The 21,887-nt window shown below is 63.6% G+C and carries 23 protein-coding genes; 9 read left to right on the forward strand and 14 right to left on the reverse strand.

The window, feature by feature from the left end; translation table 11 throughout:
• The first annotated feature begins 11 nt into the window (after positions 1-11).
• A complete protein-coding gene (locus H5P29_RS11655) occupies positions 12-635 on the forward strand; it encodes a helix-turn-helix domain-containing protein (protein WP_154386860.1) in 624 nt (207 codons plus the stop codon).
• 45 nt (positions 636-680) lie between these two features.
• Here the strand turns inward: H5P29_RS11655 and H5P29_RS11660 are convergent, their stop codons facing one another.
• The 7 genes from H5P29_RS11660 to H5P29_RS11690 form a co-directional block, all read right to left on the reverse strand.
• Positions 681-1,817, reverse strand: a complete 1,137-nt coding sequence (locus H5P29_RS11660) for an alpha-D-ribose 1-methylphosphonate 5-triphosphate diphosphatase (RefSeq protein WP_067958745.1) — start codon at positions 1,815-1,817, stop codon at positions 681-683.
• Between the two features lies 1 nt (position 1,818).
• Positions 1,819-2,526 (reverse strand): DUF1045 domain-containing protein, encoded by a 708-nt coding sequence (locus H5P29_RS11665; RefSeq protein ID WP_067958747.1) that lies wholly within the window; start codon positions 2,524-2,526, stop codon positions 1,819-1,821.
• Between the two features lie 99 nt (positions 2,527-2,625).
• Positions 2,626-4,017: a phosphonate ABC transporter, permease protein PhnE gene (gene phnE, locus H5P29_RS11670; protein WP_154386859.1), complete on the reverse strand. Its 1,392-nt coding sequence runs from the start codon at positions 4,015-4,017 to the stop codon at positions 2,626-2,628.
• A gap of 4 nt (positions 4,018-4,021) precedes the next feature.
• The gene (gene phnE / locus H5P29_RS11675; RefSeq protein ID WP_154386858.1) at positions 4,022-4,975 is read right to left on the reverse strand and encodes a phosphonate ABC transporter, permease protein PhnE; all 954 of its coding nucleotides are present in this window, start codon (positions 4,973-4,975) and stop codon (positions 4,022-4,024) included.
• A 76-nt stretch (positions 4,976-5,051) separates the two neighbouring features.
• Positions 5,052-5,963 (reverse strand): phosphonate ABC transporter substrate-binding protein, encoded by a 912-nt coding sequence (gene phnD, locus H5P29_RS11680; RefSeq protein WP_067966223.1) that lies wholly within the window; start codon positions 5,961-5,963, stop codon positions 5,052-5,054.
• Positions 5,964-6,054: 91 nt separating this feature from the next.
• Positions 6,055-6,897, reverse strand: coding sequence for a phosphonate ABC transporter ATP-binding protein (gene phnC, locus H5P29_RS11685; protein WP_067958761.1), 843 nt, complete (start codon positions 6,895-6,897; stop codon positions 6,055-6,057).
• A 221-nt stretch (positions 6,898-7,118) separates the two neighbouring features.
• Positions 7,119-7,415 carry a helix-turn-helix domain-containing protein gene (locus H5P29_RS11690; RefSeq protein WP_246670881.1) on the reverse strand — a complete coding sequence of 99 codons (297 nt, stop codon included), beginning with the start codon at positions 7,413-7,415 and terminating at the stop codon, positions 7,119-7,121.
• Positions 7,416-7,684: 269 nt separating this feature from the next.
• Here H5P29_RS11690 and H5P29_RS11695 point away from each other — a divergent pair, with 269 nt between their 5' ends.
• The 3 genes from H5P29_RS11695 to gltS all read left to right on the forward strand — a co-directional run bounded on the left by H5P29_RS11695 (position 7,685) and on the right by gltS (position 10,840).
• Positions 7,685-8,119 carry a GFA family protein gene (locus H5P29_RS11695; RefSeq protein ID WP_067958767.1) on the forward strand — a complete coding sequence of 145 codons (435 nt, stop codon included), beginning with the start codon at positions 7,685-7,687 and terminating at the stop codon, positions 8,117-8,119.
• A gap of 227 nt (positions 8,120-8,346) precedes the next feature.
• Entirely contained in the window at positions 8,347-9,369 is a 1,023-nt protein-coding gene (locus H5P29_RS11700) for a Tim44 domain-containing protein (RefSeq protein WP_154386857.1), read from the forward strand.
• 265 nt (positions 9,370-9,634) lie between these two features.
• Positions 9,635-10,840 carry a sodium/glutamate symporter gene (gltS, locus tag H5P29_RS11705; protein WP_067966225.1) on the forward strand — a complete coding sequence of 402 codons (1,206 nt, stop codon included), beginning with the start codon at positions 9,635-9,637 and terminating at the stop codon, positions 10,838-10,840.
• Between the two features lie 7 nt (positions 10,841-10,847).
• Here gltS and H5P29_RS11710 read toward each other — a convergent pair whose 3' ends face one another.
• The 7 genes from H5P29_RS11710 to phnG form a co-directional block, all read right to left on the reverse strand.
• Entirely contained in the window at positions 10,848-11,465 is a 618-nt protein-coding gene (locus H5P29_RS11710; RefSeq protein WP_067958773.1) for a DapH/DapD/GlmU-related protein, read from the reverse strand.
• Positions 11,462-12,169: a phosphonate C-P lyase system protein PhnL gene (phnL, locus tag H5P29_RS11715; protein ID WP_067958777.1), complete on the reverse strand. Its 708-nt coding sequence runs from the start codon at positions 12,167-12,169 to the stop codon at positions 11,462-11,464. The genes H5P29_RS11710 and phnL overlap by 4 nt, the downstream gene beginning before the upstream one ends.
• Positions 12,170-12,235: 66 nt before the next feature.
• The gene (phnK, locus tag H5P29_RS11720) at positions 12,236-13,012 is read right to left on the reverse strand and encodes a phosphonate C-P lyase system protein PhnK (RefSeq protein ID WP_154386856.1); all 777 of its coding nucleotides are present in this window, start codon (positions 13,010-13,012) and stop codon (positions 12,236-12,238) included.
• The gene (locus H5P29_RS11725; RefSeq protein ID WP_154386855.1) at positions 13,009-13,890 is read right to left on the reverse strand and encodes an alpha-D-ribose 1-methylphosphonate 5-phosphate C-P-lyase PhnJ; all 882 of its coding nucleotides are present in this window, start codon (positions 13,888-13,890) and stop codon (positions 13,009-13,011) included. Before H5P29_RS11725 ends, phnK begins: the two co-directional genes overlap by 4 nt.
• Before the next feature lie 234 nt (positions 13,891-14,124).
• Positions 14,125-15,234 carry a carbon-phosphorus lyase complex subunit PhnI gene (locus tag H5P29_RS11730; protein ID WP_067958786.1) on the reverse strand — a complete coding sequence of 370 codons (1,110 nt, stop codon included), beginning with the start codon at positions 15,232-15,234 and terminating at the stop codon, positions 14,125-14,127.
• Position 15,235: 1 nt separating this feature from the next.
• Positions 15,236-15,841, reverse strand: a complete 606-nt coding sequence (phnH, locus tag H5P29_RS11735; protein WP_154386854.1) for a phosphonate C-P lyase system protein PhnH — start codon at positions 15,839-15,841, stop codon at positions 15,236-15,238.
• Positions 15,841-16,305, reverse strand: coding sequence for a phosphonate C-P lyase system protein PhnG (gene phnG / locus H5P29_RS11740; protein WP_067958793.1), 465 nt, complete (start codon positions 16,303-16,305; stop codon positions 15,841-15,843). The genes phnH and phnG overlap by 1 nt, the downstream gene beginning before the upstream one ends.
• Positions 16,306-16,391: 86 nt before the next feature.
• Between phnG and phnF the strand changes: the two genes are divergently transcribed.
• The 5 genes from phnF (at position 16,392) to H5P29_RS11765 (ending at position 21,818) form a co-directional block, all read left to right on the forward strand.
• Positions 16,392-17,177: a phosphonate metabolism transcriptional regulator PhnF gene (gene phnF / locus H5P29_RS11745; RefSeq protein WP_154386853.1), complete on the forward strand. Its 786-nt coding sequence runs from the start codon at positions 16,392-16,394 to the stop codon at positions 17,175-17,177.
• Positions 17,178-17,595: 418 nt separating this feature from the next.
• The gene (locus tag H5P29_RS11750; protein ID WP_067958797.1) at positions 17,596-18,705 is read left to right on the forward strand and encodes an extracellular solute-binding protein; all 1,110 of its coding nucleotides are present in this window, start codon (positions 17,596-17,598) and stop codon (positions 18,703-18,705) included.
• A 244-nt stretch (positions 18,706-18,949) separates the two neighbouring features.
• Positions 18,950-19,939: an ABC transporter permease gene (locus H5P29_RS11755; protein WP_115731047.1), complete on the forward strand. Its 990-nt coding sequence runs from the start codon at positions 18,950-18,952 to the stop codon at positions 19,937-19,939.
• Positions 19,939-20,733, forward strand: coding sequence for an ABC transporter permease (locus H5P29_RS11760; protein ID WP_067958813.1), 795 nt, complete (start codon positions 19,939-19,941; stop codon positions 20,731-20,733). The genes H5P29_RS11755 and H5P29_RS11760 overlap by 1 nt, the downstream gene beginning before the upstream one ends.
• Positions 20,733-21,818, forward strand: a complete 1,086-nt coding sequence (locus H5P29_RS11765) for an ABC transporter ATP-binding protein (protein ID WP_067958817.1) — start codon at positions 20,733-20,735, stop codon at positions 21,816-21,818. Before H5P29_RS11760 ends, H5P29_RS11765 begins: the two co-directional genes overlap by 1 nt.
• Positions 21,819-21,887 lie beyond the last annotated feature (69 nt).

Here is a 21,887-nt window from a genome sequence, read left to right on the forward strand (position 1 = left end):
TGGAGATGCCAATGTCCGAACAGCCGAATCTCGGCGACTGCCTGCGCAACCTGAGACGGCAACATGGCTGGACGCTTCAGGACGTCAGCCACCTCACCGGCGTCGCGGTGTCGACGTTGTCAAAAGTCGAGAACGACCAGATGTCGCTGACCTACGACAAGCTGCTGCAGATATGCGGCGGGCTCGGCATCCATGTCACCGAGCTGTTGAGTGGCGATTCAAAGCAGCCCACGGCGCGTACGCGCCGGTCGGTGACGTCGAAGAGCACGACGCTGCGCCAGCTGACGCGCAACTACGACTATTATTATCTCGCCACCGATCTGGTGCGAAAGCGGATGGTGCCGATTCTGGCCGATGCACGGGCGCGCACACTCGAGCAGTTCGGTCCGCTGACCAGCCATGCCGGCGAGGAGTTCCTGATCGTGCTGAAAGGCGAGATCGAGGTCCACACCGAGCAATATGCGCCGGTGCGGCTCAAGGCTGGCGAAAGCGTCTATATCGACAGCACCATGGGCCACGCCTACCTCTCGGTCGGCGAGGGCGATGCGGAAATGCTGTGCGTCTGCTCCGGCGACGAGCCCGATATGGAGCAGACCCTGATCGGCCTCAATGAGGAAGAGAAGGTCGGCGCCTAGGGCGTCTTGCTGGAAGTTGCAAAACGCGCCAGTTCCTGGAGTGGCTTAGGCGACGCGGCGGCCTTCGCGCCAGACGGTGCGCACGACCGGCACATGCTCGTCGACCCGCACTCGCACCAGATCGCCACGGCGCCCGGCTTCGATGACGCCGCGGTCGGTCAGGCCGACGGCGTCTGCCGGGTTCTTCGACACCATCGCCATTGCCTGCGGCAACGAGATGCCGTCGACGACTTCGCCAAGGAAGAAGGCCGACTGGATCAGGCTGAAGGGGATATAGTCGGACGACAGGATGTCGAGCAGGCCGTGTTCGGCAAGGGCACGGGCCGAGACGTTGCCTGAGTGCGAGGCGCCGCGCATGACGTTGGGCGCGCCCATCAGCACGCCGAGGCCGGCCCCCTTCGAGGCGTTGGCGGCTTCGAGCGTGGTCGGGAATTCGGCAACGCGAATGCCTTGCGCGATCGCCTCATCGACATGTGCCGTGGTGGCGTCGTCATGGCTCGCCAAGACGATGCCGCGCGCGTGGCAGGCAGCTGAGATCGCCTGCCGGTTGGGGGCCGAATTGCGGGCGGAATCGCCCATGCGCTTGTCGCAGAATTTCTGGAACTCGACGTCGTTCAGCTTGAGCTTGCGCTGGTAGTAGTAAGCGTAGGTTTCGAGGTTGACGAACTGGCGCTGGCCGGGCGCGTGGTCCATCAGCGAGGCCAGCTTGACGCGGTCGTCGCCGTCGAAGACGGCAAAGCTGTCCTGGCAGTCGCCGGCGGAGACTTCGCAGCGCAGGTGGATGAAGTGATCGGCGCGGACGCGGTCGGCGCGCACGCTGTCTTCGATCGCATCGGCAAGCAGGCGCATGTCGGCGGCCGTCATGTCGGCATCCTCGTCCATGCCGACGCGCAGCGCGTCGAAGACGGTGGTGATGCCGGCCGACGCCACCTGTGCGTCATGGGCGAGCACGGCGGCAATCGGGTTCCAGCGCACGCGCGGTCGCGGCGCGTAGTGGCCTTCGAGGTGATCGGTGTGAAGCTCGACGAGGCCGGGAATGACGTAGTCGCCGGCCATGTCCTCGCCGATGGCGCTCGGGCCGGTCGAAATCTCTGTTATCCTGCCGTCACGGACGACGATCGAGCCGTCGATCACCTCGTCGGCCAGGACGATGCGGGCATTCTTCAGGACAAGGTCGGTCATCTCAGGCGGTCTTTCTTTCAGCTTGCTTGCCCAGTGCGCGATAGGTCCGCACTTCGAACGGCGCACCCGGAGACGGCTCGACGAACACGGCCAGGCCATCCACCGGCACCGGCTTGTCGAGTGTGTCGCCCAGGCATTCCTCGATTGCGACGCGCACGCGCGCGGCTTCTTCGGCCGCGATGCGGCCGGTCAGGGTCATGTGGAAACGGAAGGTGTCGAAAACGTAAGGGTAGCCCCACTGGCTGAGGTTGCGGCATTCCCTCGGCGACAGCGCATCGGGGTTGCGGCGGGCAATCTCGGCGTCGCTCAACGGTGCGCGGAATGGTTCGAACGCCATCACCACATCGCCGGCGAAGCGGTCGAGCTCAGGCAGCGGCTCCGCCGGCACGAGGGCGAAAAAGCCGTCGATCTGGGCGAGTTTCAGGCGTGGTATGTCGAACGGCACGGTGGCATTTGCAAAGGCGTCGACCGCATCGATGAGGCCAACCTCGGTCATGCCGTCGGCGAGGCGGAACGGTGCCTTGAGCGTGGCATGGAAGCCGTAGCGCCGGGCTGCCGCCGTATGGAACGCAACCTCCGCGGCCGACAGCGCGCCAAACGCCTTTGCTGCCGTGACTGCGCCGCCAAACGCATCGCGCCCGAGCCAGCCGGCCGCGATGCGGCACAGCGGATCATCGTGCTCAGGCGTGAAATAGATGGCGTAGCGCATGGAAAGGTTCCTGGAAGGCCGTGCGATAGATGATTTGCGTGACAGTTTGACGAAGTAGTGGCCGACTTTGCTGCCTTTGCAAGGGCCGGCCACATTTGTTCAGTGACTGGCCTTGTTGCCGATCAGGCGTTGGCGCAATGCAGTCGAGATGTTGTCGAAGATGAACACCACGACAAGGATCAGCAGCACCATATAGGCGACGTTTTCCCAGTCGGAATTGGTGCGCATCGCTTCCCACAGCTTGAGGCCGATGCCGCCGGCGCCAACGGCGCCGATGATGGTGGCCGAACGGGTGTTCGATTCCCAGAAATAGAGCGACTGGCTGATCAGCACCGGCAGTACCTGGGGCACGACGCCGTAGCGCTGGACTGAAACAGGCGAAGCGCCGACCGAACGCATGCCTTCGCGCTGCTTGTCGTCGATGTTTTCCAGCGCCTCGGAGTAGAGCTTGCCGAAGGTGCCGGTGTCGGTGAAGAAGATCGCCGAGATGCCGGCGATCGGGCCGGGGCCGAAGGCGCGGGTGAAGAACAGTGCCCAGATCAGCATGTCAACCGAACGCAGGAAGTCGAAGAAACGCTTGGCGACCTGGTTGACCAGGCGGTTCTGGGTGATGTTGCGGGCTGCCAGGAAGGCCAGCGGGAAGGCGAGCAGGCTGGCGAACAGCGTGCCGACGAAGGCCATGACGATGGTCTGCAGCATCTTGATCCAGACATCGCCATGCTGCCATTCGGAGTTGTTGACAATATTGTTCCAGGCAAGTGCTGCGTTCGAAGTCTTCGGGTCGATACGTTCGCCTGACAAGACCAGCGACACGATCTCACCGGTCGACTTGCCCCAATAGGGCGAATGGCCGTCGAAGAAGAAGTTTTCCCAGCCGAAGAAGCGATGACGGACGTTGACGTCGTCGGCGTCGATCTGAGCACTGCCGGCAAATCCGAAATCGACGGTGATCTTTTCGCCCGGCTTTTTCTGGGTCGCCCAGGACGGAAGTTCGCCTGTAACAGTGATGCTCTTTGCCGGTACGATGGCGATATCAAGCGTCTCGCCGCCGTTTGTCACGACGACACTGGTCGGGGTGACCTCGATGCGGTCGCTGCCGTCGATCTCGACGGTCACGCGGCTGGCCGACGCCTTGTTGGCCGAAGCGGTCGAAGCAGTTGCCGATGGCTGCTCGAAGCTCAGCCACTGCGGATGCCGGTCGGCGCGGTAGGCCGAAAACCGGGGGTAGCTGATGTCGAGGCGGTCGTCCTTGAAGTCGATCTGCGGCCGCACCTCGTAGGCAACCCAGTCGGCGAGGTAGGTGCCGGCGATGCCCCAGTTGCCGCCGGCAAGCACGGCACCGACGGCGAAGAACCACCAGGCGAAGGCGAGATAGGCGACAAGGCCCAGACCAACGGCCCAGCCGGTCAGGGCCTTGCGCCAGGAGCCGGCGAAAACGTCGGGATGGCGCTCGGAGATCGCCTGCATGTCGGTCAGGGAAAGGGTGGTCATGATCTTAGTCCCCACGGCCGAAGGCGAAGGCCTGTTCGCCAACCAGTCTCTTGCGCAGCCAGGCCGAGAACTGGTCGACCGCTACGATGGTGCAGAACAGGAGGATGATGATGGCGATGGTCTTGGCTTCGTGGTTGCGGCTGATCGACAGGCGTAGTGCTTCGCCGATGCCGCCGCCGCCGACAGCGCCGATGATGGTCGAGGCGCGGACATTGATCTCGAGGCGCAGCAGGCCGTAGCTCAGGAAATTGGGCATCACTTGCGGCACGATGCCGAACCAGACACGCTCGGGCCAGTTGCCGCCGACGGCGCGCAGGCCTTCGTCGGCCTTCATGTCGGCATTCTCGACCACCTCGAAGAACATCTTTCCGAGCGCGCCTATAGTGTGCAGCGACACCGCGATGATCGCCGGTATCGCGCCCATCGACAGGATGGCGAGGAAGAAGCCGGCGATGACGATCTCGGGGAAGGCGCGCAGGATTTCGAGGAAGCGGCGGACGAAAAAGCGCAGCCAGCGCTGGGTGACGAGGTTGGAAGCCGCCAGGAAGCAGAGCAGGAAGCCGACGGCGAAACCGATCAGCGTCGAGACCAGCGCGATGTTGATCGTCTCCAGCATCTTGTAGACGTATTCGGGCATGTAGACCGAGCCGAACAGATACATCCGGCCTTCGGGGTAATCGAATTTCAGGCTGCCGTCGGCATAGGGCGAAGGCAGGTCGAACATGGCGCGCCAGACCTCGAGGCCGTCGCGCGGGATCAGCTGGTCTACGAAATCGAAGAAATGCGGCAGCCGGTCGAAGAACTTGCCGGCGTTGCTGTCATTGGCGAACCAGAGCGATCCGGACAGCGCGATGAAGAGGAAGAACAGGCCACCCGCCGAATAGAGGCGGCGGCGATTGGCGAGTTCGCGCCAGTGCTGCTCGACCGCGAGGCCGGCTTCCGAGAGGGGCATTGTCATTGGGGTTCCGTCCGATCCCGGATAAAAAGGGACGCGCCGCGATTGCTGCGCGGCGCGTCCGAGTTGCCTTCGGGGCTTAGCTGCCGATCTGCGCCTTACGGGCGTCGATCACAGGCTGGTAGAATTCCGGGGTGACTTCGGTGAAGCCCTTGAAGTCGCCGCCCTGGATGGCCGCGAAGCAGGCCGGATCTGTCTCCGGCAGCTTGACCATGTAGTCCTTGAACTTGCTCTTGATGTCTGCATCGAGCGACGTGCGCACGACGATCGGGCCGTTCGGGATAAGCGGCGACTTCCAGACTTCGACCAGGTCGTCCATGTCGAGGATGCCCTTGTCGACCATCTTCTTCAGGTTGCCCGAGGTGTAGCCATCCTTGAACTCGCCGACGCCCGAACCAAAGGTCGTGCCGGCGTCGAAGGTGCCCTTGAGCACTTCGAGGACGAGGTTCTCATGGCCGCCGCCGAAGCCGGTCTCGGCGACGAAGTCCTTGACGGCGACGCCGCCGAGGTCCTTCGGCAACGAGGTGACCGGGATCAGGTAGCCCGAGGTCGAGTCAGGATCGGCGAAGCCGAGCTTCTTGCCCTTGAGGTCTTCGAGCTTGGTGATGCCCGAGTCCTTCTTGGCGACCATGATCGAGTAGTAGCCGGTGGCGCCGTCGGTCTGGACGGTGGTCAGGATCGGCTCGACCGCGTCCTTGTTCTGCAGGTAGATCTTGGCGTAACCCGAAGCGCCGAGTTCGGCGTAGTCGAGCGTGCCGCCGAGCAGTCCCTGGATGGTGCCGTCATAGTCGGCGGCCGGGAACAGCGACACCTTCTCGACGCCGATGGCCTTGGGCAGCTGGTCGACGAGGCACTGGAAGTTGCGCAGGCGATCGGCTTCGTTTTCGCCGCCGATCAGGCCGATGCGGAATTCCTTGAGGTCGGCTGCATTGGCCGAACCGATCGCCAGCACGGCGAGCGAAGCGGCACCCAGAAGTGCTTTCTTGAACATCACAGTTCTCCAGTTTGGCCCAGCACCTTGCCGGGTCATTGCAGTTGATGATTACCGGCCCTTGACGTGGGCGAGACGAACGCGAGCAGCCTCAGGCCGGGGCGTAGGCCGGTTCGAGAGGTGCGGCGGATACGGGAACCCTGACCTTGACCGGGCGGATGCTGGTCGAGGTGATGGCTTCGGAAATTTCAGTGCCGTCGGCGTCGGCACCGTAGACGAGGCGCACGGCCTCGATGGTGAGGTCTTCGGGCGCGCCGTCGAACACGACAGCGCCGCCCTGCATGCCGATGATGCGGTTGCAGTAGGTGCGTGCGGTGTCGAGCGTGTGCAGATTGGTGATGACGGTGATGCCGTCGCGCAGGTTGATGTCGCGCAACGCGTCCATCACCACCTTGGCGTTGAGCGGGTCCAGCGAGGCGATCGGCTCGTCGGCGAGGATCAGCTTGGGCTCCTGCATCAGGGCACGTGCAATGGCGACGCGCTGCTGCTGGCCACCGGACAGGGTTCCAGCCGGCTGGAGGGCGGTGCGGGCGATGTCGAGGCGCTCAAGCGCGGCGATCGCCCGGATGCGCTCTTCACGCGTAAAGATCGAGAGCAGGTTGAGCGCGGTGGAGCGGTGGTTGAGGCGGCCGAGCAGGACGTTGGTCAGCACGTCGAGACGCGGGACCAGGTTGAACTGCTGGAAGATCATGGCGCAGTCGCGCTGCCATCGGCGCAGCTGCGTGCCGCGCAGCGACGACACTTCGGTGCCCTCGAAGACGATCGAGCCCTGGCTCGTGTCGATCAGGCGGTTGATGGTCTTGAGCAGGGTCGACTTGCCGGCGCCGGAGCGGCCGATGATGCCGACCATCTGGCCCGGCTGGATTTTGAGGTTGACGCCGTTGACGGCGACATTCTTGCCGAAGCGGCGCGTCACGTTGCGGATTTCGAGCATCTTGGCTTCCCTGTCCCGTCGGGCCTTTTCGCCCTTGTCTGCGATGGGCCTAGACCCGGGACGTGAAGCTGCAATGTCGGGACCATGTCAGTTTTGTTACGATGCACAGGCCGACGCGCGAAAAACACGGCTTTTGAGGGCAAATATCGCTGTTTTTTGGAATCCCGTTTCTGAAATCGGCTTTCGCGAACCGCGATGGCCCGCTGTGATCTCTGTCTGTGTCAGGCCGCCTGTTGGCGGTCTTTCCAGTTCTCGTGCTGCTTGCCCCATGCCGACATTGCTGTCACGGCATCGTTCAGGCTCAAGCCCAGCGGCGTGATCGAATATTCGACGCGCGGCGGCACCTCTTCATAGGCATGCCGGCTGATCAGCCCGTCGGTCTCCATCTGCCGCAATTGTTGCGTCAGCACCTTCTCGCTGATGCCCGGCAGCAAGCGGCGCAGTTCGGCAAAGCGATAGGGCCGCAGGTGCAGTTGCCACAGCAGCGCGGTTTTCCACTTGCCGCCGATGGCCTGCATGGCTGCGGCAAAACCGCAGCTGTCCGGTTCCTTGTGCCTCATCTTCCAGCTCCTGTCATGATATCAACGGCTTACTTCAAAGTGCGTACTTCTCAATGCAGTGACGGTACATATGTTTGGTCCGAGCGCGCGCCAAACATGAACCAGCCCCTCGTCGCAAGGGGCCTTCGCATTTCGGAGAAAAATCGTGAATATAGATGTCTGCGTGCTCGGCACGGGCCGTATGGGCTCGTCCATTGTCCGAACTTTGTTCGACCAGGGCTACCAGCATGCATGACGGGGAGACGAAACGCACCGCCACCTGTTCGTGTCGCAGCGCGAAACTCATCCTCGCCGGGGAGCCGAGACGAGTCTATGCCTGCAGTTGCACCGAGTGCCAGAGATGCACCGGGACGGCATTCTCCTACCGCGCCATCTATGCGGATTCCGCCGTCGTCAGCCAGGAAGGCGAGACCAGGTCGTGGCGGCGAGCCGGCGCGTCGGGACAATGGCTGGAGCAGACATTCTGCACCACCTGTGGATCGGTCGTCTTCATGCGGGCGGAAGCGTTGACGGCGGCGCTGTCGGTCTCGGTTGGCTGCCTGGAGGATCAGGGGTTCCCGGCGCCGGTCGTGCTCCACTGGCCCAACAGCAAGCACGATTGGCTTTGTCTCGAAGGTGTGCCCGAGGCGGGCTCGCCCCGAAAGGGAAATCACAAGGAGTAGTACGAAAACCAGGCAGCTGGCTGTCAGCATTGTACTCAAGCGCAGCCCGCTGACGGCCGCAGCTGCCGGTCGGACATAAGGTCCACTTGCGGAAATCCTGGAAAAAGCATGACGAATCAATGTTTTGCCGAATTTCGGCAAGAATCTGCCAAAACTTGGCCTGCAAACCCTGACACTACAGTTGTTAGTCATTATATGAGGGCGGACGACACTTTGAGGATCCGCTGATGAAATTGTCCCGAACGACCCGCTTCGCCACGCTTTTCGCGGGCCTGTTCCTCGCCTTCTCCATGATTGCCGTCGACCACGCCGATGCACGGCGCGGCGGCAGCTTCGGCAGCAGGGGTACGCGTACCTTCCAGTCGGCGCCGCCGACCCGCACCGCGCCGCAGCCGACCGCGCCGGTCGAGCGTTCGATGACGCCCAACACCGGTCAGGCAACCAACCCGGCCGCCACCAGTGCAGCCCGTCCTGGCGCGACTGCACCGCAGCGCCCCGGCTTCATGGGCGGCTTCGGCGGCGCGATGATCGGCGGCCTGCTGATGGGTGGCCTGCTCGGCATGATGATGGGCCAAGGCTTTGGCGGCATCGCCGGCATGTTCGGCATGCTGATGCAACTGCTGCTGATCGTCGGCGCCATCTGGCTCGCCCTGCGCTTCTTCCGTTCGCGCCAAGCCACCGGTCCGGCGATGGCCGGCGCGGGTGCCGGCGGCGGTAACTTCAACTACCGCGACGCGGCACCGTCTGGAGACAGCGGCAAGGCCAATGGCGGCAGCCGTTCGTTCAGCATTCCGAGCATCGGTGGCAGCCGCGCCGAGGCCGCGCCGCAGCAGCCTGCCAGCAAGGACATTACCGTGTCGGGCGAAGATCTCGACACGTTCCAGCGCCTGCTGACCGAGGTCCAGGAAGCGTTTGGCCGCGAGGACCACAAGGCGTTGCGTCGCCTGGTGACGCCGGAGATGGTGTCCTATCTCTCGGAAGAATTGGCCGACAACGCCCAGAACGGCGTCCGCAACGACGTGACCAACGTCCAGCTCCTGCAGGCCGACATTGCCGAAAGCTGGAACGAAGGCGACCGCGACTACGCCACTGCGGCGATGAACTATTCGTCGATCGACGTGACCCGCAACCGCACGACCGGCGAAGTGGTGGACGGCGACGCAAACGAGCCGAGCGAGACGACCGAGCTGTGGACCTTCGTCCGCCAGAACGGCGGCGACTGGCAGCTCTCGGCTATCCAGGAAGCCTGATCGCAGGACGCGTCCAACGAACAAAAAAGGCCGCGCACCGCGCGGCCTTTTTTGTTGGGCTCAGGTGCGTGGCAGCTCGAACCCTTGCCCACAACGGGGATGGCATCAGGTTCGTGATCGCCAACGATCGGGCATAGCCTGGCAAAGCCGGGCCGCAATTCCGATTGCTCTTGAAATTGTTCTGGGCAAGGTTGAGGGGCAGAGGAGATCGGGCTCATCCGATCCGGCACCTTCGTTCGGGTGTCCAGATGAAGCTCGGATGGCCATGGCCGACAATGTTCTCGTCTCGCCAGATTTCCTGACGCTCACGCTCGGGATCATCGTCTATTTCGTCGGCGTGCTGCTCAACCGTCACATTGCTTTCCTGCGCAACTACAACATCCCAGAGCCGGTCACCGGCGGGTTTCTAGCGGCCGTGGCCGTTTGGGCGTTCTACCAATTGTCAGGCACGGAGATCGTCTTCGAGATGACCACGCGCGACAGGCTGCTGGTCATCTTCTTTGCCACCGTCGGCGTCAATGCGCGGCTGGCCGACCTGCTGGTCGGGGGACGGGCGTTGGCGGTGATGTGCGTGCTGACCGTGCTTTTCGTCTTCCTGCAGAATGGCGTCGGTACGCTTGGAGCCTGGCTGTTCGGCCTGCCCTCTGCTGCAGGCGTCATCATGGGGTCGATCGCCTTTGTCGGTGGCCATGGCACGACGATTGCCTGGGCGCCGGCGATCGCGGCCGAGCACGGTTTTCCGACCGCCCTTGAAGTCGGCACCGCTGCGGCGACGCTCGGGCTGATCGTCGCCAGCGTCCTCGGCGGGCCGGTGGCAAAGTTCCTCATCGAGCGTGGCAAGCTAACCGCCGACGCGAGCGGCCCCGACGAGGAATCGGCCGTCGCCCGGGCGGAGGCCGCACCGATCGACAAGTCGAACTTCATGCAGGCGCTTTTGCTGGTCAACGTCGCCGTGGTGCTCGGCTATTTGGTTCACGGCCCGGTCACGGCGATGGGCGTGAAGCTGCCATTGTTCGTGCCTTGCCTGATCATGGGGGTCGTCCTGTCGAACACGATCCCCCACATCTTTCCGCGCATGCCATGGCCAGCGCGCTCGCCGGCAATGTCGCTGATCTCCGACTATACGCTCTCGGCCTTCCTCGCCATGTCGCTGATGAGCATGCAGCTCTGGACGCTTGCCGGGGTTGCCGGCCCGCTGCTGGTCGTCGTTGCCATGCAGGCGCTGCTCGCTGTGGCCTTCATCCTGATCGTGCTGTTCCCGCTTTTGGGAAGAGACTACCAGGCGGCGGTGCTGAGCGCCGGCTTTACCGGCCTTTCGCTCGGCGCCACGCCCACCGCCATCGCGTCGATGACGGCGGTGACCAGGCACTATGGCCCGTCACCGAACGCCTTCATCATCCTGCCGCTGGTCTCGGCGTTTTTCGTCGACCTGGTCAACATGATCGCGATCCAGTTTTTCCTGGCGGGGTGAGGGCTCCTCAGCCGCCGTGCTTTTCCAGGAACTCTTCCGCCGAGAGGTTGCGGAAATCGTCGAGGGCAACGCGCAGCCTGGCGTGGTCCCAGTCCCACCAAGCCAGCGCCTGGAAGCGATCCGCTGTCGTGCGGTCGAAGCGCTCGCGCAGCGGCTTGGCGGGCACGCCGGCGACAATGGTGTAGGGCGCGACATCCTTGGTGACGACAGCGCCCGAGCCGACCGCCGCGCCGTCGCCGACGGTAACGCCCGGCAGCACCGTCGAGCCGTGGCCAAGCCAGGTGTCGTGGCCGATGGTCACCGCGTTCGACCGGCGCCATTCGAAGAACTCGGTCTCGTGGCTGGCATCTTCCCAATAGTCCGAGGCGCGGTAGGTGAAGTGATGCAACGTCGGCCGCCAGGTCGGATGGTTCGTGGCGTTGCAGCGCACGCTTGCTGCGATGTTGGAGAATTTGCCGACCGTCGTGCACCACAGGCTGCAGTCCTGCATGACGTAGGAGTAGTCGCCGAGCGAACTTTCGCTGATGCGGGTGCGCTCGGAGACTTCGGTCCAGCGGCCGAGCGTCGACTGCGTCACCTCGGCCGATGGGTGGATCCAGGGCTGTTCGGACAGCTTGCGGCTCATGCTGCGACCTTTCCGGCGGCAAATGTGGTGACGTCGATGATGCGGTCGGCGACCGCCTCGCGCACGTCGGCGTCGTGGAAGATGCCGAGCAGGGCCACACCCTTCAGCTTCTTCTCCTCAATCAGTCCGATCACCACCTCGCGGTTGGTGGCGTCGAGCGATGCCGTCGGCTCGTCGAGCAGGAGCACCGGATGGTCGGTGATGAAGCCACGGGCGATGTTGACGCGCTGCTGCTCGCCGCCGGAGAAGGTGGCGGGCGGCAGGCTCCACAGACGTTCCGGCAGGTTCAGCCGGCCGAGCAGTTCCGAGGCGCGGGCATGAGCCTCGGAGCGTTCGGTGCCGCGGGCGACCAGCGGCTCGGCGACGACGCCGAGTGCCGAGACGCGCGGAACGGTGCGCAGGAACTGGCTGACATAGCCGATGGTGTCGCGGCGCACCGAAAGCACGGTGCGCGGATTGGCAGTGGCAAGATCGACAAGCTGGCCATGGTGATCGACGATGATCTGGCCCTGGTCGACGCCGTAGTTACCGTAGACCATCTTCAGGATCGAGCTCTTGCCGGCGCCAGAGGGGCCACCGAGCACGGCGCATTCGCCAGCCCTGACCGAGAACGAGACATTGGCGACCACCGGCAGGCGGATGCCGCCACGCAGATGCATGGTGAAGGCCTTGGAGACCTCCGAGACGATGAGGGGAGTGGCCATGTCAGAATCTTTCCTTGATGAGCATGATCTTGCCCGAAAACCGGGAACCACTTTTCGGGAGCATGCTCAGACCTGCAGGATGGAGGAGACGAGGAGCTGGGTGTAGGGCGCGCGCGGATCATCGAGCACACGGTCGGTGAGACCGGCTTCGACGACATGGCCGTCCTTCATCACCATCATGCGCTGCGACAGCAGCCGTGCGACGGCGAGGTCGTGGGTGACGACGATGGCCGCGAGGCCGAGGTCGGTGACCAGTCCGCGCAACAGGTCGAGCAGGCGTGCCTGCACCGACACGTCGAGGCCGCCGGTCGGTTCGTCCATGAACACCAGCCGCGGGCCGGTAACGAGGTTGCGGGCGATCTGCAAGCGCTGGCGCATGCCGCCCGAGAAAGCGCGGGGTTCGTCGTCGATTCGCTCCTCGTCGATCTCGACGCGGCCGAGCCAATCGACTGCGGTAGCGCGGATGTTGCCATAGTGGCGGTCACCGACGGCCATCAGCCGTTCGCCGACATTGGCGCCGGCCGACACCGTCATGCGCAGCCCGTCGGCGGGGTTCTGGTGAACAAAACCCCAGTCGGTGCGCATCAAGAAGCGGCGCTCGGCCTCGCTCATGCGGTAGAGGTCGCGCCACTGGCCGTCGCGCATGCGGTAGCTCGCAGTGCCCGACGTCGGCAGCAGCCGCGTCGACAGGCAGTTGAGCAAGGTGGTCTTGCCCGAGCCGGATTCACCGACGATGGCCAGCACTTCGCCCGGCCAGAGGTCGAAGGAGATGTCCTCGCAGCCGATGCGCGAACCGTAATATTTGGACAGCGCCGTAACGCGCAGAAGCGGTTCATCGGTCATTGGGCAGGCTCCAGGATATCGGGCGAGAGGTGGCCGCGATGGCCGCAGGCCTGGCGCGTCTCGCAATGGTCGGTGTCGGAACAGACGAACATGTGCCCGCCCTTGTCATCGAGGATGACCTCGTCGAGATAGACTTGCGCGGCCCCGCACAGCGCACAGGGCTGGTCGAAGGTCTGGATCTCGAAGGGATGGTCCTCGAAATCGAGGCTGACCACCCTGGTGAAGGGCGGCACGGCATAGATACGCTTCTCGCGGCCGGCGCCGAACAGCTGAAGCGCGGGCGACATGTGCATCTTGGGATTGTCGAACTTCGGTGTCGGCGAGGGGTCCATCACGTAGCGGCCCTCGACCTTGACCGGATAGGCATAAGTCGTGGCGATGCGGCCGTGCCTGGCGATGTCCTCGTAGAGCTTGACGTGCATCAGCCCGTATTCCTCGAGCGCGTGCATCTTCCGTGTCTCGGTCTCTCGCGGTTCGAGGAAGCGCAGCGGCTCGGGGATCGGAACCTGGTAGACCAGCGTCTGACCCTCGGTCAGCGGATATTCCGGGATACGGTGACGGGTCTGGATGATCGTCGCCTTCGCCGTCTCGGTGGTCACTGCGACATCGGCGACCTTCTGGAAGAAGGCGCGGATCGAGACGGCATTGGTCGTGTCGTCGGCGCCCTGGTCGATGACCTTGAGCACGTCCTCAGGACCGATGATCGCGGCGGTCACCTGCACGCCGCCGGTGCCCCACCCATAGGGCATCGGCATTTCGCGGCTGGCGAACGGCACCTGGTAGCCGGGAATGGCAATGCCCTTGAGGATCGCCCTGCGGATCATCCGCTTGGTCTGCTCGTCGAGATAGGCGAAGTTGTAGGTTGCGATGTCAGACATGGCAGGCAGATCCGATTTGCGCTAACTCTTTACCGCGTTGACCATCGCAACGAGGGGGAGCCGCATGGATTCTTCGGGGTGGATTCGTGTCTTGGTGCTGGTGGCCCTTGCTGTAACTGCTGTCGCATTTTTCGCGCGGAGCAAGCCAAAGCCGACAAAGCGAGCCTGGGAGAATGATGGTGCTCCGGAACGCGACCTCGGCTCCTGACATTTGGGCGATTGAGTTGGGAGAACTCATTCGGCTGCCTCCCTTGTCTCGGTCTGATCTGTAGCTTGACGCTTTTCATGCTCGCCGCGCATGCGGCGGACGAGGTCGAGTTCGGCCTGGAAGTCGACATAGTGCGGCAGCTTCAGGTGTTCGACGAAGCCGGTCGCCTGGACGTTGTCTGAGTGCGAGATGACGAACTCTTCGTCCTGCGCGGGGGCGGTGATGTCCTCGCCCAGTTCGCCGGCGCGCAGCGCGCGGTCGCACAATGACATTGCCATGGCCTTGCGCTCGGACTGGCCGAAGACCAGCCCGTAGCCGCGGGTGAACTGCGGCGGCGCCTTGGCCGAGCCCTTGAACTGGTTGACCATCTGGCACTCGGTTACGCGGATGCGGCCGAGGCTTATGGGGAAGGGCAGTTCAGGTACGTCGAGCTCGAGCTCGACCTCGCCGATGCGGACCTCGCCGACAAAGGGATGGCTGCGGCCATAGCCGCGCTGCGTCGAGTATCCGAGCGCCAAAAGAAAACCCTCGTCGCCGCGCGACAGCGCCTGCAGGCGGATGTCGCGCTCCATCGGAAACTCGAGCGGCTCGCGGGTGATGTCACCCGTGAGGTGGTCCTCGGGCAGCTCGCCGTCGGCCTCGATCAGCCCTTCATGGGCGAGGATCTCGGACACACGCGCCATACGCTGGCCGTCGCCTTCGCGCTGCTCGGGAGTAGCCACTTCGGCATCGGTGGCGAGTTCCGGGTCGAGCAGGCGGTGGGTGTAGTCGAAGGTCGCGCCGAGCAGCTGGCCGCCGGGCAGGTCCTTGTAGGTCGCCGAGACACGGCGCTCGACCTGCATGGCAGCCGTGTCGATCGGCCTCGTGTAGCCGAAGCGCGGCAAGGTGGTGCGATAGGCGCGGACGAGGAAGATCGCCTCGATCAGGTCGCCGCGCGACTGCATGATGGCGAGCGCGGCAAGCTCACGGTCATAGAGCGAGCCTTCCGACATGACGCGGTCGACGCCGAGCGCCAACTGTTCGACGATCTGCTCGATGCGCAGCGACGGCACCGAGCGGTCACCGCGGCGGCGGTCGGCGAGAAGGCGATGGGCGTTGGCGATGGCGGCTTCGCCGCCTTTGACAGCAACATACATATCAGGCCTCCATCGTCTTTGCGCGGACAGTGCGGGGCAGGCAGGCGACCGCTCCGGGCGCCGCCAGGATCACGTCGACGCCGCGCGGGAAGCGGGCGCCATTCTGCTTCCACTGCTCGACGAAATGGCGCGGCAGAGGCGTCGGCGCGATGCTGTCAGTCGTCTCGATGCCGGGGCCCTCGAGATGCAGCGGCGCGCCATCGGTCAGGCTGTCGACCTGCAGGATCAGTGTCGTCGAGCGATCGGGATATTCCTGCGTTCCTTGCGCAAAGTTTTCGAGCGAGATCAGGTTGGCCGGGTTGGCGACAAGGGCGAAATGCGCGTCGGCCGGTGTCGCGGCCAGCGGCGCGCCGGTGTGGAAGCCGAGCCAGGACTTTGCCGACGAGACCTGCAGCCCGGCATCGAGCCAGAGCGGAGTGTCGTGGTCGCACAAGCTCAACGCCACCGCGCCTGCGGTTGCCGCCAGCGGTGCAGGCGGCTGTGCCAGGCCAGCTACCTGCTGGACCGTTCCGGGACGCGCCATGGCGTCCATGACGGCGCGGAATACCGTCTGGGCATTAAAAACCGGGGCGGCAAAGCCGCCGTCAATCACATCCATCTGATCCATCAGTCCTCTCCACGCACCATGGTGAAAAAGTCGACCTTGGTCGCTGCCGTCTCGGCACGACTGGTCGCATCGGCTTCGGCTTGTGCGGCACGCAACGGTGCGATGACCTTCTCTTCGATGTCGGCGCGGCGGTCGGCATTCTGCCAAAGGGCATCAGTGATGGCCGAAAGGCGGGCCTTGTCCTTGTCGCGGCCGAGCGCATAGGAATGGCCGATCTCGCCGCTCGGCAAACGCACCGTGGCGCGGGTCACCGTCGCCTCGCCGAAGTTGAACGGCGCGCCGCCGCCGCCGATACGGCCACGAACCGACACGAGGCCGGTCTCCGGTCCGCGCAGCATCTCGGCTTCGCCAGAAATGCCTGCCGCCGCGCACAGCCGCTTCAACTCGTCCACTGGTGCTAGCGAAAGCGCCGCCATGGCCGTCTTGCGCGCCGTCTCCAGTTCTCTTTCCTGCCGTCGGTCCATCGCTTTCGCTGCTCCACTTCACATTTATCTATTGTTCTATACAATCGAACAACTTACAATGGGCTTGTAGCGAGGCTCCGTGACGGATGCATGACAAGTCGCAAACTGGGACGGTGGATTTGAGCGGGCAGGGACGAGAGCAGGCGGTGACACGCAAGAGCGGGGTGGCGCTGTGGCGCCAGATCGCCGACCAGATCAGGCAGGCGATATCGGCTGGAACTCTGGGCGCCGATGGCAAGCTGCCGCCCGAAATGATCCTGTCCGAACGCTTCGGCGTCAATCGCCATACCTTGCGCAGCGCCATTGCCGCGCTTGTCCAGGAAGGTGTGTTGCGCGCCGAGCAGGGGCGCGGCACTTTCGTCGAGAGCCGCCAGAAGCTCTCCTACCCAATTTCGGCGCGGACGCGCTTTTCCACAGGGCTGCGCGAGCAGACACGCGAGCGCCGCAGCATCCTCCTGGCCGACGCCATAGAGCCTGCCCTCAGCCGTGTCGCCGAAGCCCTGGGGCTTGCGCCGGATGCGCCGGTGCTCCGGCTGGAAACGCTGAGCGAGGCCGACGGCCGGCCGGTGTCGCGCGCGACGAGCTGGTTCGACGCCGAGCGCTTCCCCGACTTCGCACGGGTCTACGCCGAGACCGCGTCGATCACGCTCGCTTTCCAGCATTTTGGAATCGAGGACTATTTCCGCAAGTCGACACTGGTTTCGGCGCGCCATGCCGATGCCGCCGACCTGACCGATCTCAAGCTGTCCGCCGGCGCCATCGTACTCGTCGCCAGGGCGATCAACGTCGACACCGCAGGCGTGTCGGTCCAGTACGCTGAAACCCGCTTTGTCGCCGACAGGGTCGAGCTCAGCGTCTCGACGGAGGCCTGAGGTTCCAGCTATTTGCCGCGGCCGCCAAGGCGCATGGCGGTTCATCTCAGCGTATCGTCGATTCCTGGCGTTTGGATGCGATTCCCATGGCCGTGCTTAGTTGGCTGCCAGCGCAACCTATGCGGGGTCTGCTGGCTGCATATGTTGGTGGGCAAACAAGATTCTTTCTAACAATGCTTGACATTTGTCCGGTTTAGAGAAAAATTCCAGTTTAGTGGAATTTGCGGACGGAATGTCGGAATTCAGGACTGGCTTGGTGGAGGACTTTGCGCCAGTTCATTAGTAGTCTGTAAAACACCGCTGAGAATACCTCTTCGCCGGCTTGTCGGTCGCGCAGTCCTTTCGACTGCGTGAGGGCGGGTTTTATTGCGCGGCGAAAGCCGTGCGCGTGATCGATATTATCCAAATGGGGAACATAATGAACAATATTCTGGTACCGAACCGCCGTACCGCGCTGAAGATGCTTGGTGGTGGCGCCGCCGTCCTTGCCATGCCCGCCGTGATCCGCCCGACCCCCGGCTGGGCTGCGAACGGCGTGTTGAACATCACCACCTACGACAAATTCCTGCCGCAGGAATTCCTCGACAAGTTCCAGAAGGACAGTGGAATTCAGGTCAACATCCGGCTGACCGACGACCAGGGCAAGCAATACAATCTGCTCACCGCCGAGGGCGCAAATCCCTCGACCGACATCGTCACCGTCGCCGGCCATCGTTATTCGCAGTTCATCGCCTCGAAGCTGCTGCAGCCGCTCGACACCGGCAAGATTCCGAACTGGAAGAACCTCAACCCGGCCTACCAGAACGCTGCCTGGGCGCGCGTCGACGACAATCTCTGGGGCCTGCCGATCCTCGCCGGCTATGAGGGGCTCGCCCGCAATGTCGACTATGTGAAGGAAGCGCCGAGCTGGGAGATCATGTTCGACCCGCAGTACAAGGGGCAGACCTCCTATATCGTCAGCGATTTCATGACCATCGTCATGCAGTATCTCGGCCATGACGGCGACTTCGTCAGCTATGTCGACAAGGCCGACGTGGCGCAGAAGGCGACCAACGAAGCGCGCGACTTCCTCATCAAGCACAAGGACATGGTGCGCAAGTACTATGACGCCGGCTCGGAAGTGCAGCAGATGTTCATCAACGAGGACATTTATCTCGGCCATTCCTGGTCGGGTCCGGCTGCCAAGCTGATCATGGACGGTCATCCGATCAAGCTGTCGGTGCCGAAGGAAGGCACGTTCGGCTTCTGCTATACGCTCAACGTCGTCAACAACGCGCCCAACGCCGAGAACGCCTACAAGCTGCTCGATGCCGTGCTGGCAAGCCCGGAGGTGGGGGCCGCAATGACCCGCCAGTCGGGCTACAGCTCGACGATCAACGGCGTCGCCGACCTGCTCAACGACCGCGAAAAGCTCGCCTCGACGCTGCCCCAGGAAGAGCTTGAGCGCATCGTCTTCTTCTCGTCGGTCAATCGCGACATGAAGAACGAGATGATCGACCGGGCGACCGCTGAGGTCAAAGCGGCCTGACGAGGCGAAAGCCTCGCACGGCCCATCGCCTGTCCCGGAGCGCTGCGACGATCTCCGGGACAGGCTGCCGGCCTGTCATGTGCATGACCCTCGAAAATCGGGCACGGTTTTCGGGTGGGCTCATGCACCGGTTCAGAGAGTTACAGCGTTCTGAGCGAGGCGCTGTAGTCCCACAACGCGCGATGACTGACCTGCCGGCAATGCCTGGCGGTACAAGTTGGGCTGCGCCAACCGAGATTGTTTGATGGTGAGTAGCAACACGACAGCCGGCTATGCGGCAGGGCGCGGCGACGCGCCGGTGCCCAAATATTCGACCGGCATCGCCAAGGTGGTCAATTCCGCGCTCTACCGGCATACGCTGGGGGCCGCTGTCGAGTCCCGGATCGGCCGGATCATCCTTCTGGCCGGGGTGCCGCTGGTCTGGCTGATCATGCTGCATGTCGGGCCGATCTATCAGATGCTGAAGATCAGCCTGATGTCCCACTACCCGGTGCTGCCGGGTGTGGAATCGCACTTCACCCTGGACAACTACGCGATCTTCTTCAAGGAATCGCTCTACTTCACGCCGCTGATCAAGAGCTTCATCTTCGCCACGGCAGCGACGGCGGTGACGCTGGTTGTGGTCTACCCGGTGGCCTACTACGTCGCCAAGGTCGTCAAGCCGGAGGGCCGTTCCAAGGCGCTGCTGTTGCTGCTGGTGCCGTTCTGGGCCGGTGAGTTGATCCGCACCTTCTCGGTGATCATGCTTCTTGCCAACCGCGGCGCGGTCAACGTGCTCTTGCGCGAGATCGGCCTGATCGACCGGCCGATCCCGATGCTCTACACCTCGTTCTCGCTCGGCTTCGGCCTGGTCTACCTGATCTGCCTCTACATGCTTTTGCCGCTCTATTCGGCGATCGAGAAGATCCCGGGACAATATCTGGATGCGGCTGCCGATCTGGGCGCCGGTCCGTTCACCCGCTTCCGCCGGATCATCCTGCCGCTGTCCAAGGACGGCATCGTCTCGGGCTGCTCGCTGGTGTTCCTGACCTGCATCGGCGTCTTCGCGACCCCGATGCTGCTCGGCGGACCCAACACCGTGCTGTTTCCTGAAACCATCAGCGGCTTCTTCCATGGCGCCAGCGACAAGTGGCCGGTCGGCGCCGCCTTTGCGCTGATCATGCTGGTCACCGCCTTGATCACCGCAGGCATCTTCATGCGCCTCGTCGGCGGCAAGAAAAGGAGTGCATTCTGATGCGCAACATGTTTGCAGACGCTCCGCGCACGTCGCTGACGGCGATCTACTGGGCCTTCCTGCTTTACCTGCTCCTGCCGCTCACGCTGATGATGGCGATGAGCTTCAAGGACGCCAACTTCGTCGCCTTCCCGATCGGCGATTGGACCCTCGACTGGTATGCCAAGGTGATGCAGGACAAGCAGTTCCTGGAAGCCTGCCTGTACTCGGTGATGATCGCCGCCGCCTCGACGCTCGCCGCAACCACGCTCGGTACCTGGATCGCCATGCTGATCGTCGCCGAAGGCATCAAGGGCCAGGTCATCATCTTCGCGCTCGCCTGCCTTCCGGCTGTCGTGCCAGGCATGATCTCGGCCATCTCGCTGCGCATCTTCATCTCGACAATCGACATGCCGACGGGAACCGCGGCCATCATCCTCGGCCACACGGTGCATGCAGTGCCCTTCGTGGTGGTGATGGCGCTGACCCGCCTGCGCTCGATGCCGGGCAATCTCGTCGATGCCGCGCGTGACCTCGGTGCCGACAGCATCGTTGCCTTCTTCCGCGTCACGCTGCCCTATCTCGGGCCGGCGCTTGTCGGCGGCATGATCTTCTGCGTGCTTCTGTCGATCGACGACTTCGTGCGCACCTTCTTCCTGGGCGGCTATCGTCCGACCCTTCCCATGCTGATCTTCGCCAAGGTGCAGGGCGGCATGTCTCCTGAAATCAACGCAATGGCGACACTCGTCCTGGTGGTTACCGCCGCCGTCGGACTTTACGCCGAATACATGACCCGCCGCGCGAGGACCCGCTGATGCAACCCGTCGTCCAGTTCGACAATGTCACCAAGAGCTACGGCAAGCATGTTGCCGTCGAGAACCTGAACCTCAGCATCGAGGCGGGCAAGTTCGTCACGCTGCTCGGCCCGTCCGGCTGCGGCAAGTCGACTTCGCTGCGCATGCTCGGCGGCTTCGAGACGCCGAACTCCGGCCGCATCCTGCTCGGCGGCAAGGACGTGACGCGCGTGCCGCCCAACAAGCGCAACGTCAACATCGTGTTTCAGGACTACGCGTTGTTTCCGCATATGAGCATTGCCAAGAACATTGCCTTCGGCCTCGAGCTCAAGGGGTTTGACAACCAGCACATCCACCGCCGCGTCTCGGAGCTGCTCGAGCTTGTCCAACTGCAGGATTATGCCAAGCGGTTGCCGTCGGAGCTGTCGGGCGGCCAGCGCCAGCGCGTCGCGCTGATGCGCGCCTTGGCTCCCGATCCGGAGGTGCTGCTGCTCGACGAGCCGCTGTCGGCGCTCGACGCCAAGCTGCGCCAGCAGATGCAGATCGAGCTCAAGTCGATCCAGGAAAAGACCGGCAAGACCTTCATGTTCGTGACCCACGACCAGGAAGAGGCGCTGACCATGTCCGACACGATCGTGGTCATGAACAAGGGCCGCATCGAGCAGATGGGTGACCCGAACACGCTTTATGGCCGTCCAGGCTCTGTGTTCGTCGCCAACTTCATCGGCGAGACCAATCTTTTGCGCAGCACGGTCGTCGGCACCGAAGGTGACCAGGCAGCGCTGAACTGGAACGGCGTCACCATCAAGGCAGCACAGGGCGGGCTTACGCCAAAGGCCGGTGACCACCTCTATGTCGTGCTGCGCCCCGAGGCGATCCACTGCTCGGCCGCCGAGCCGGAGAGTGGCAACCGCATCAAGGGCAAGATCCGCCAGCGCGTGTTCAAGGGCAACCACACCTCGCTTTCGGTCGAGGTCGGCGACGGGACCATGCTCAATGCGCTGGTCCATCCCGCCGACGTCAGCCAGCTCAATGGCGAGGAAATCTGGGTCGGCTGGAAGCCAGAGACGACGACGGTCATCCCCGACCGCCACGCGCACAACTGAGACGACAAACAGGCGACAAGGGCGGCCCGCGTCGAGAACCGGTGCGGGCCGACAGCAGGCAGGGCAGGA

This window comes from Aminobacter sp. MDW-2 (genome assembly GCF_014250155.1).
Lineage (GTDB): Bacteria > Pseudomonadota > Alphaproteobacteria > Rhizobiales > Rhizobiaceae > Aminobacter > Aminobacter ciceronei.

Excerpts from the sequence above, each read along its gene's own strand:
- H5P29_RS11755 (WP_115731047.1), top strand. The coding sequence starts at position 18,950 with ATGGTGAGTAGCAACACGACAGCCGGCTATGCGGCAGGGCGCGGCGAC.
- H5P29_RS11655 (WP_154386860.1), top strand. The coding sequence starts at position 12 with ATGTCCGAACAGCCGAATCTCGGCGACTGCCTGCGCAACCTGAGACGG.
- phnF (WP_154386853.1), top strand. The coding sequence starts at position 16,392 with ATGCATGACAAGTCGCAAACTGGGACGGTGGATTTGAGCGGGCAGGGA.
- H5P29_RS11660 (WP_067958745.1), bottom strand. The coding sequence starts at position 1,817 with ATGACCGACCTTGTCCTGAAGAATGCCCGCATCGTCCTGGCCGACGAG.
- H5P29_RS11690 (WP_246670881.1), bottom strand. The coding sequence starts at position 7,415 with ATGCAGGCCATCGGCGGCAAGTGGAAAACCGCGCTGCTGTGGCAACTG.
- H5P29_RS11700 (WP_154386857.1), top strand. The coding sequence starts at position 8,347 with ATGAAATTGTCCCGAACGACCCGCTTCGCCACGCTTTTCGCGGGCCTG.
- phnK (WP_154386856.1), bottom strand. The coding sequence starts at position 13,012 with ATGACCGATGAACCGCTTCTGCGCGTTACGGCGCTGTCCAAATATTAC.
- phnD (WP_067966223.1), bottom strand. The coding sequence starts at position 5,963 with ATGTTCAAGAAAGCACTTCTGGGTGCCGCTTCGCTCGCCGTGCTGGCG.
- phnG (WP_067958793.1), bottom strand. The coding sequence starts at position 16,305 with ATGGACCGACGGCAGGAAAGAGAACTGGAGACGGCGCGCAAGACGGCC.
- phnE (WP_154386858.1), bottom strand. The coding sequence starts at position 4,975 with ATGACAATGCCCCTCTCGGAAGCCGGCCTCGCGGTCGAGCAGCACTGG.
- phnE (WP_154386859.1), bottom strand. The coding sequence starts at position 4,017 with ATGACCACCCTTTCCCTGACCGACATGCAGGCGATCTCCGAGCGCCAT.
- H5P29_RS11695 (WP_067958767.1), top strand. The coding sequence starts at position 7,685 with ATGCATGACGGGGAGACGAAACGCACCGCCACCTGTTCGTGTCGCAGC.
- gltS (WP_067966225.1), top strand. The coding sequence starts at position 9,635 with ATGGCCGACAATGTTCTCGTCTCGCCAGATTTCCTGACGCTCACGCTC.
- H5P29_RS11750 (WP_067958797.1), top strand. The coding sequence starts at position 17,596 with ATGAACAATATTCTGGTACCGAACCGCCGTACCGCGCTGAAGATGCTT.
- phnC (WP_067958761.1), bottom strand. The coding sequence starts at position 6,897 with ATGCTCGAAATCCGCAACGTGACGCGCCGCTTCGGCAAGAATGTCGCC.
- H5P29_RS11710 (WP_067958773.1), bottom strand. The coding sequence starts at position 11,465 with ATGAGCCGCAAGCTGTCCGAACAGCCCTGGATCCACCCATCGGCCGAG.
- H5P29_RS11725 (WP_154386855.1), bottom strand. The coding sequence starts at position 13,890 with ATGTCTGACATCGCAACCTACAACTTCGCCTATCTCGACGAGCAGACC.
- phnL (WP_067958777.1), bottom strand. The coding sequence starts at position 12,169 with ATGGCCACTCCCCTCATCGTCTCGGAGGTCTCCAAGGCCTTCACCATG.
- H5P29_RS11665 (WP_067958747.1), bottom strand. The coding sequence starts at position 2,526 with ATGCGCTACGCCATCTATTTCACGCCTGAGCACGATGATCCGCTGTGC.
- H5P29_RS11765 (WP_067958817.1), top strand. The coding sequence starts at position 20,733 with ATGCAACCCGTCGTCCAGTTCGACAATGTCACCAAGAGCTACGGCAAG.
- phnH (WP_154386854.1), bottom strand. The coding sequence starts at position 15,841 with ATGGATCAGATGGATGTGATTGACGGCGGCTTTGCCGCCCCGGTTTTT.
- H5P29_RS11730 (WP_067958786.1), bottom strand. The coding sequence starts at position 15,234 with ATGTATGTTGCTGTCAAAGGCGGCGAAGCCGCCATCGCCAACGCCCAT.
- H5P29_RS11760 (WP_067958813.1), top strand. The coding sequence starts at position 19,939 with ATGCGCAACATGTTTGCAGACGCTCCGCGCACGTCGCTGACGGCGATC.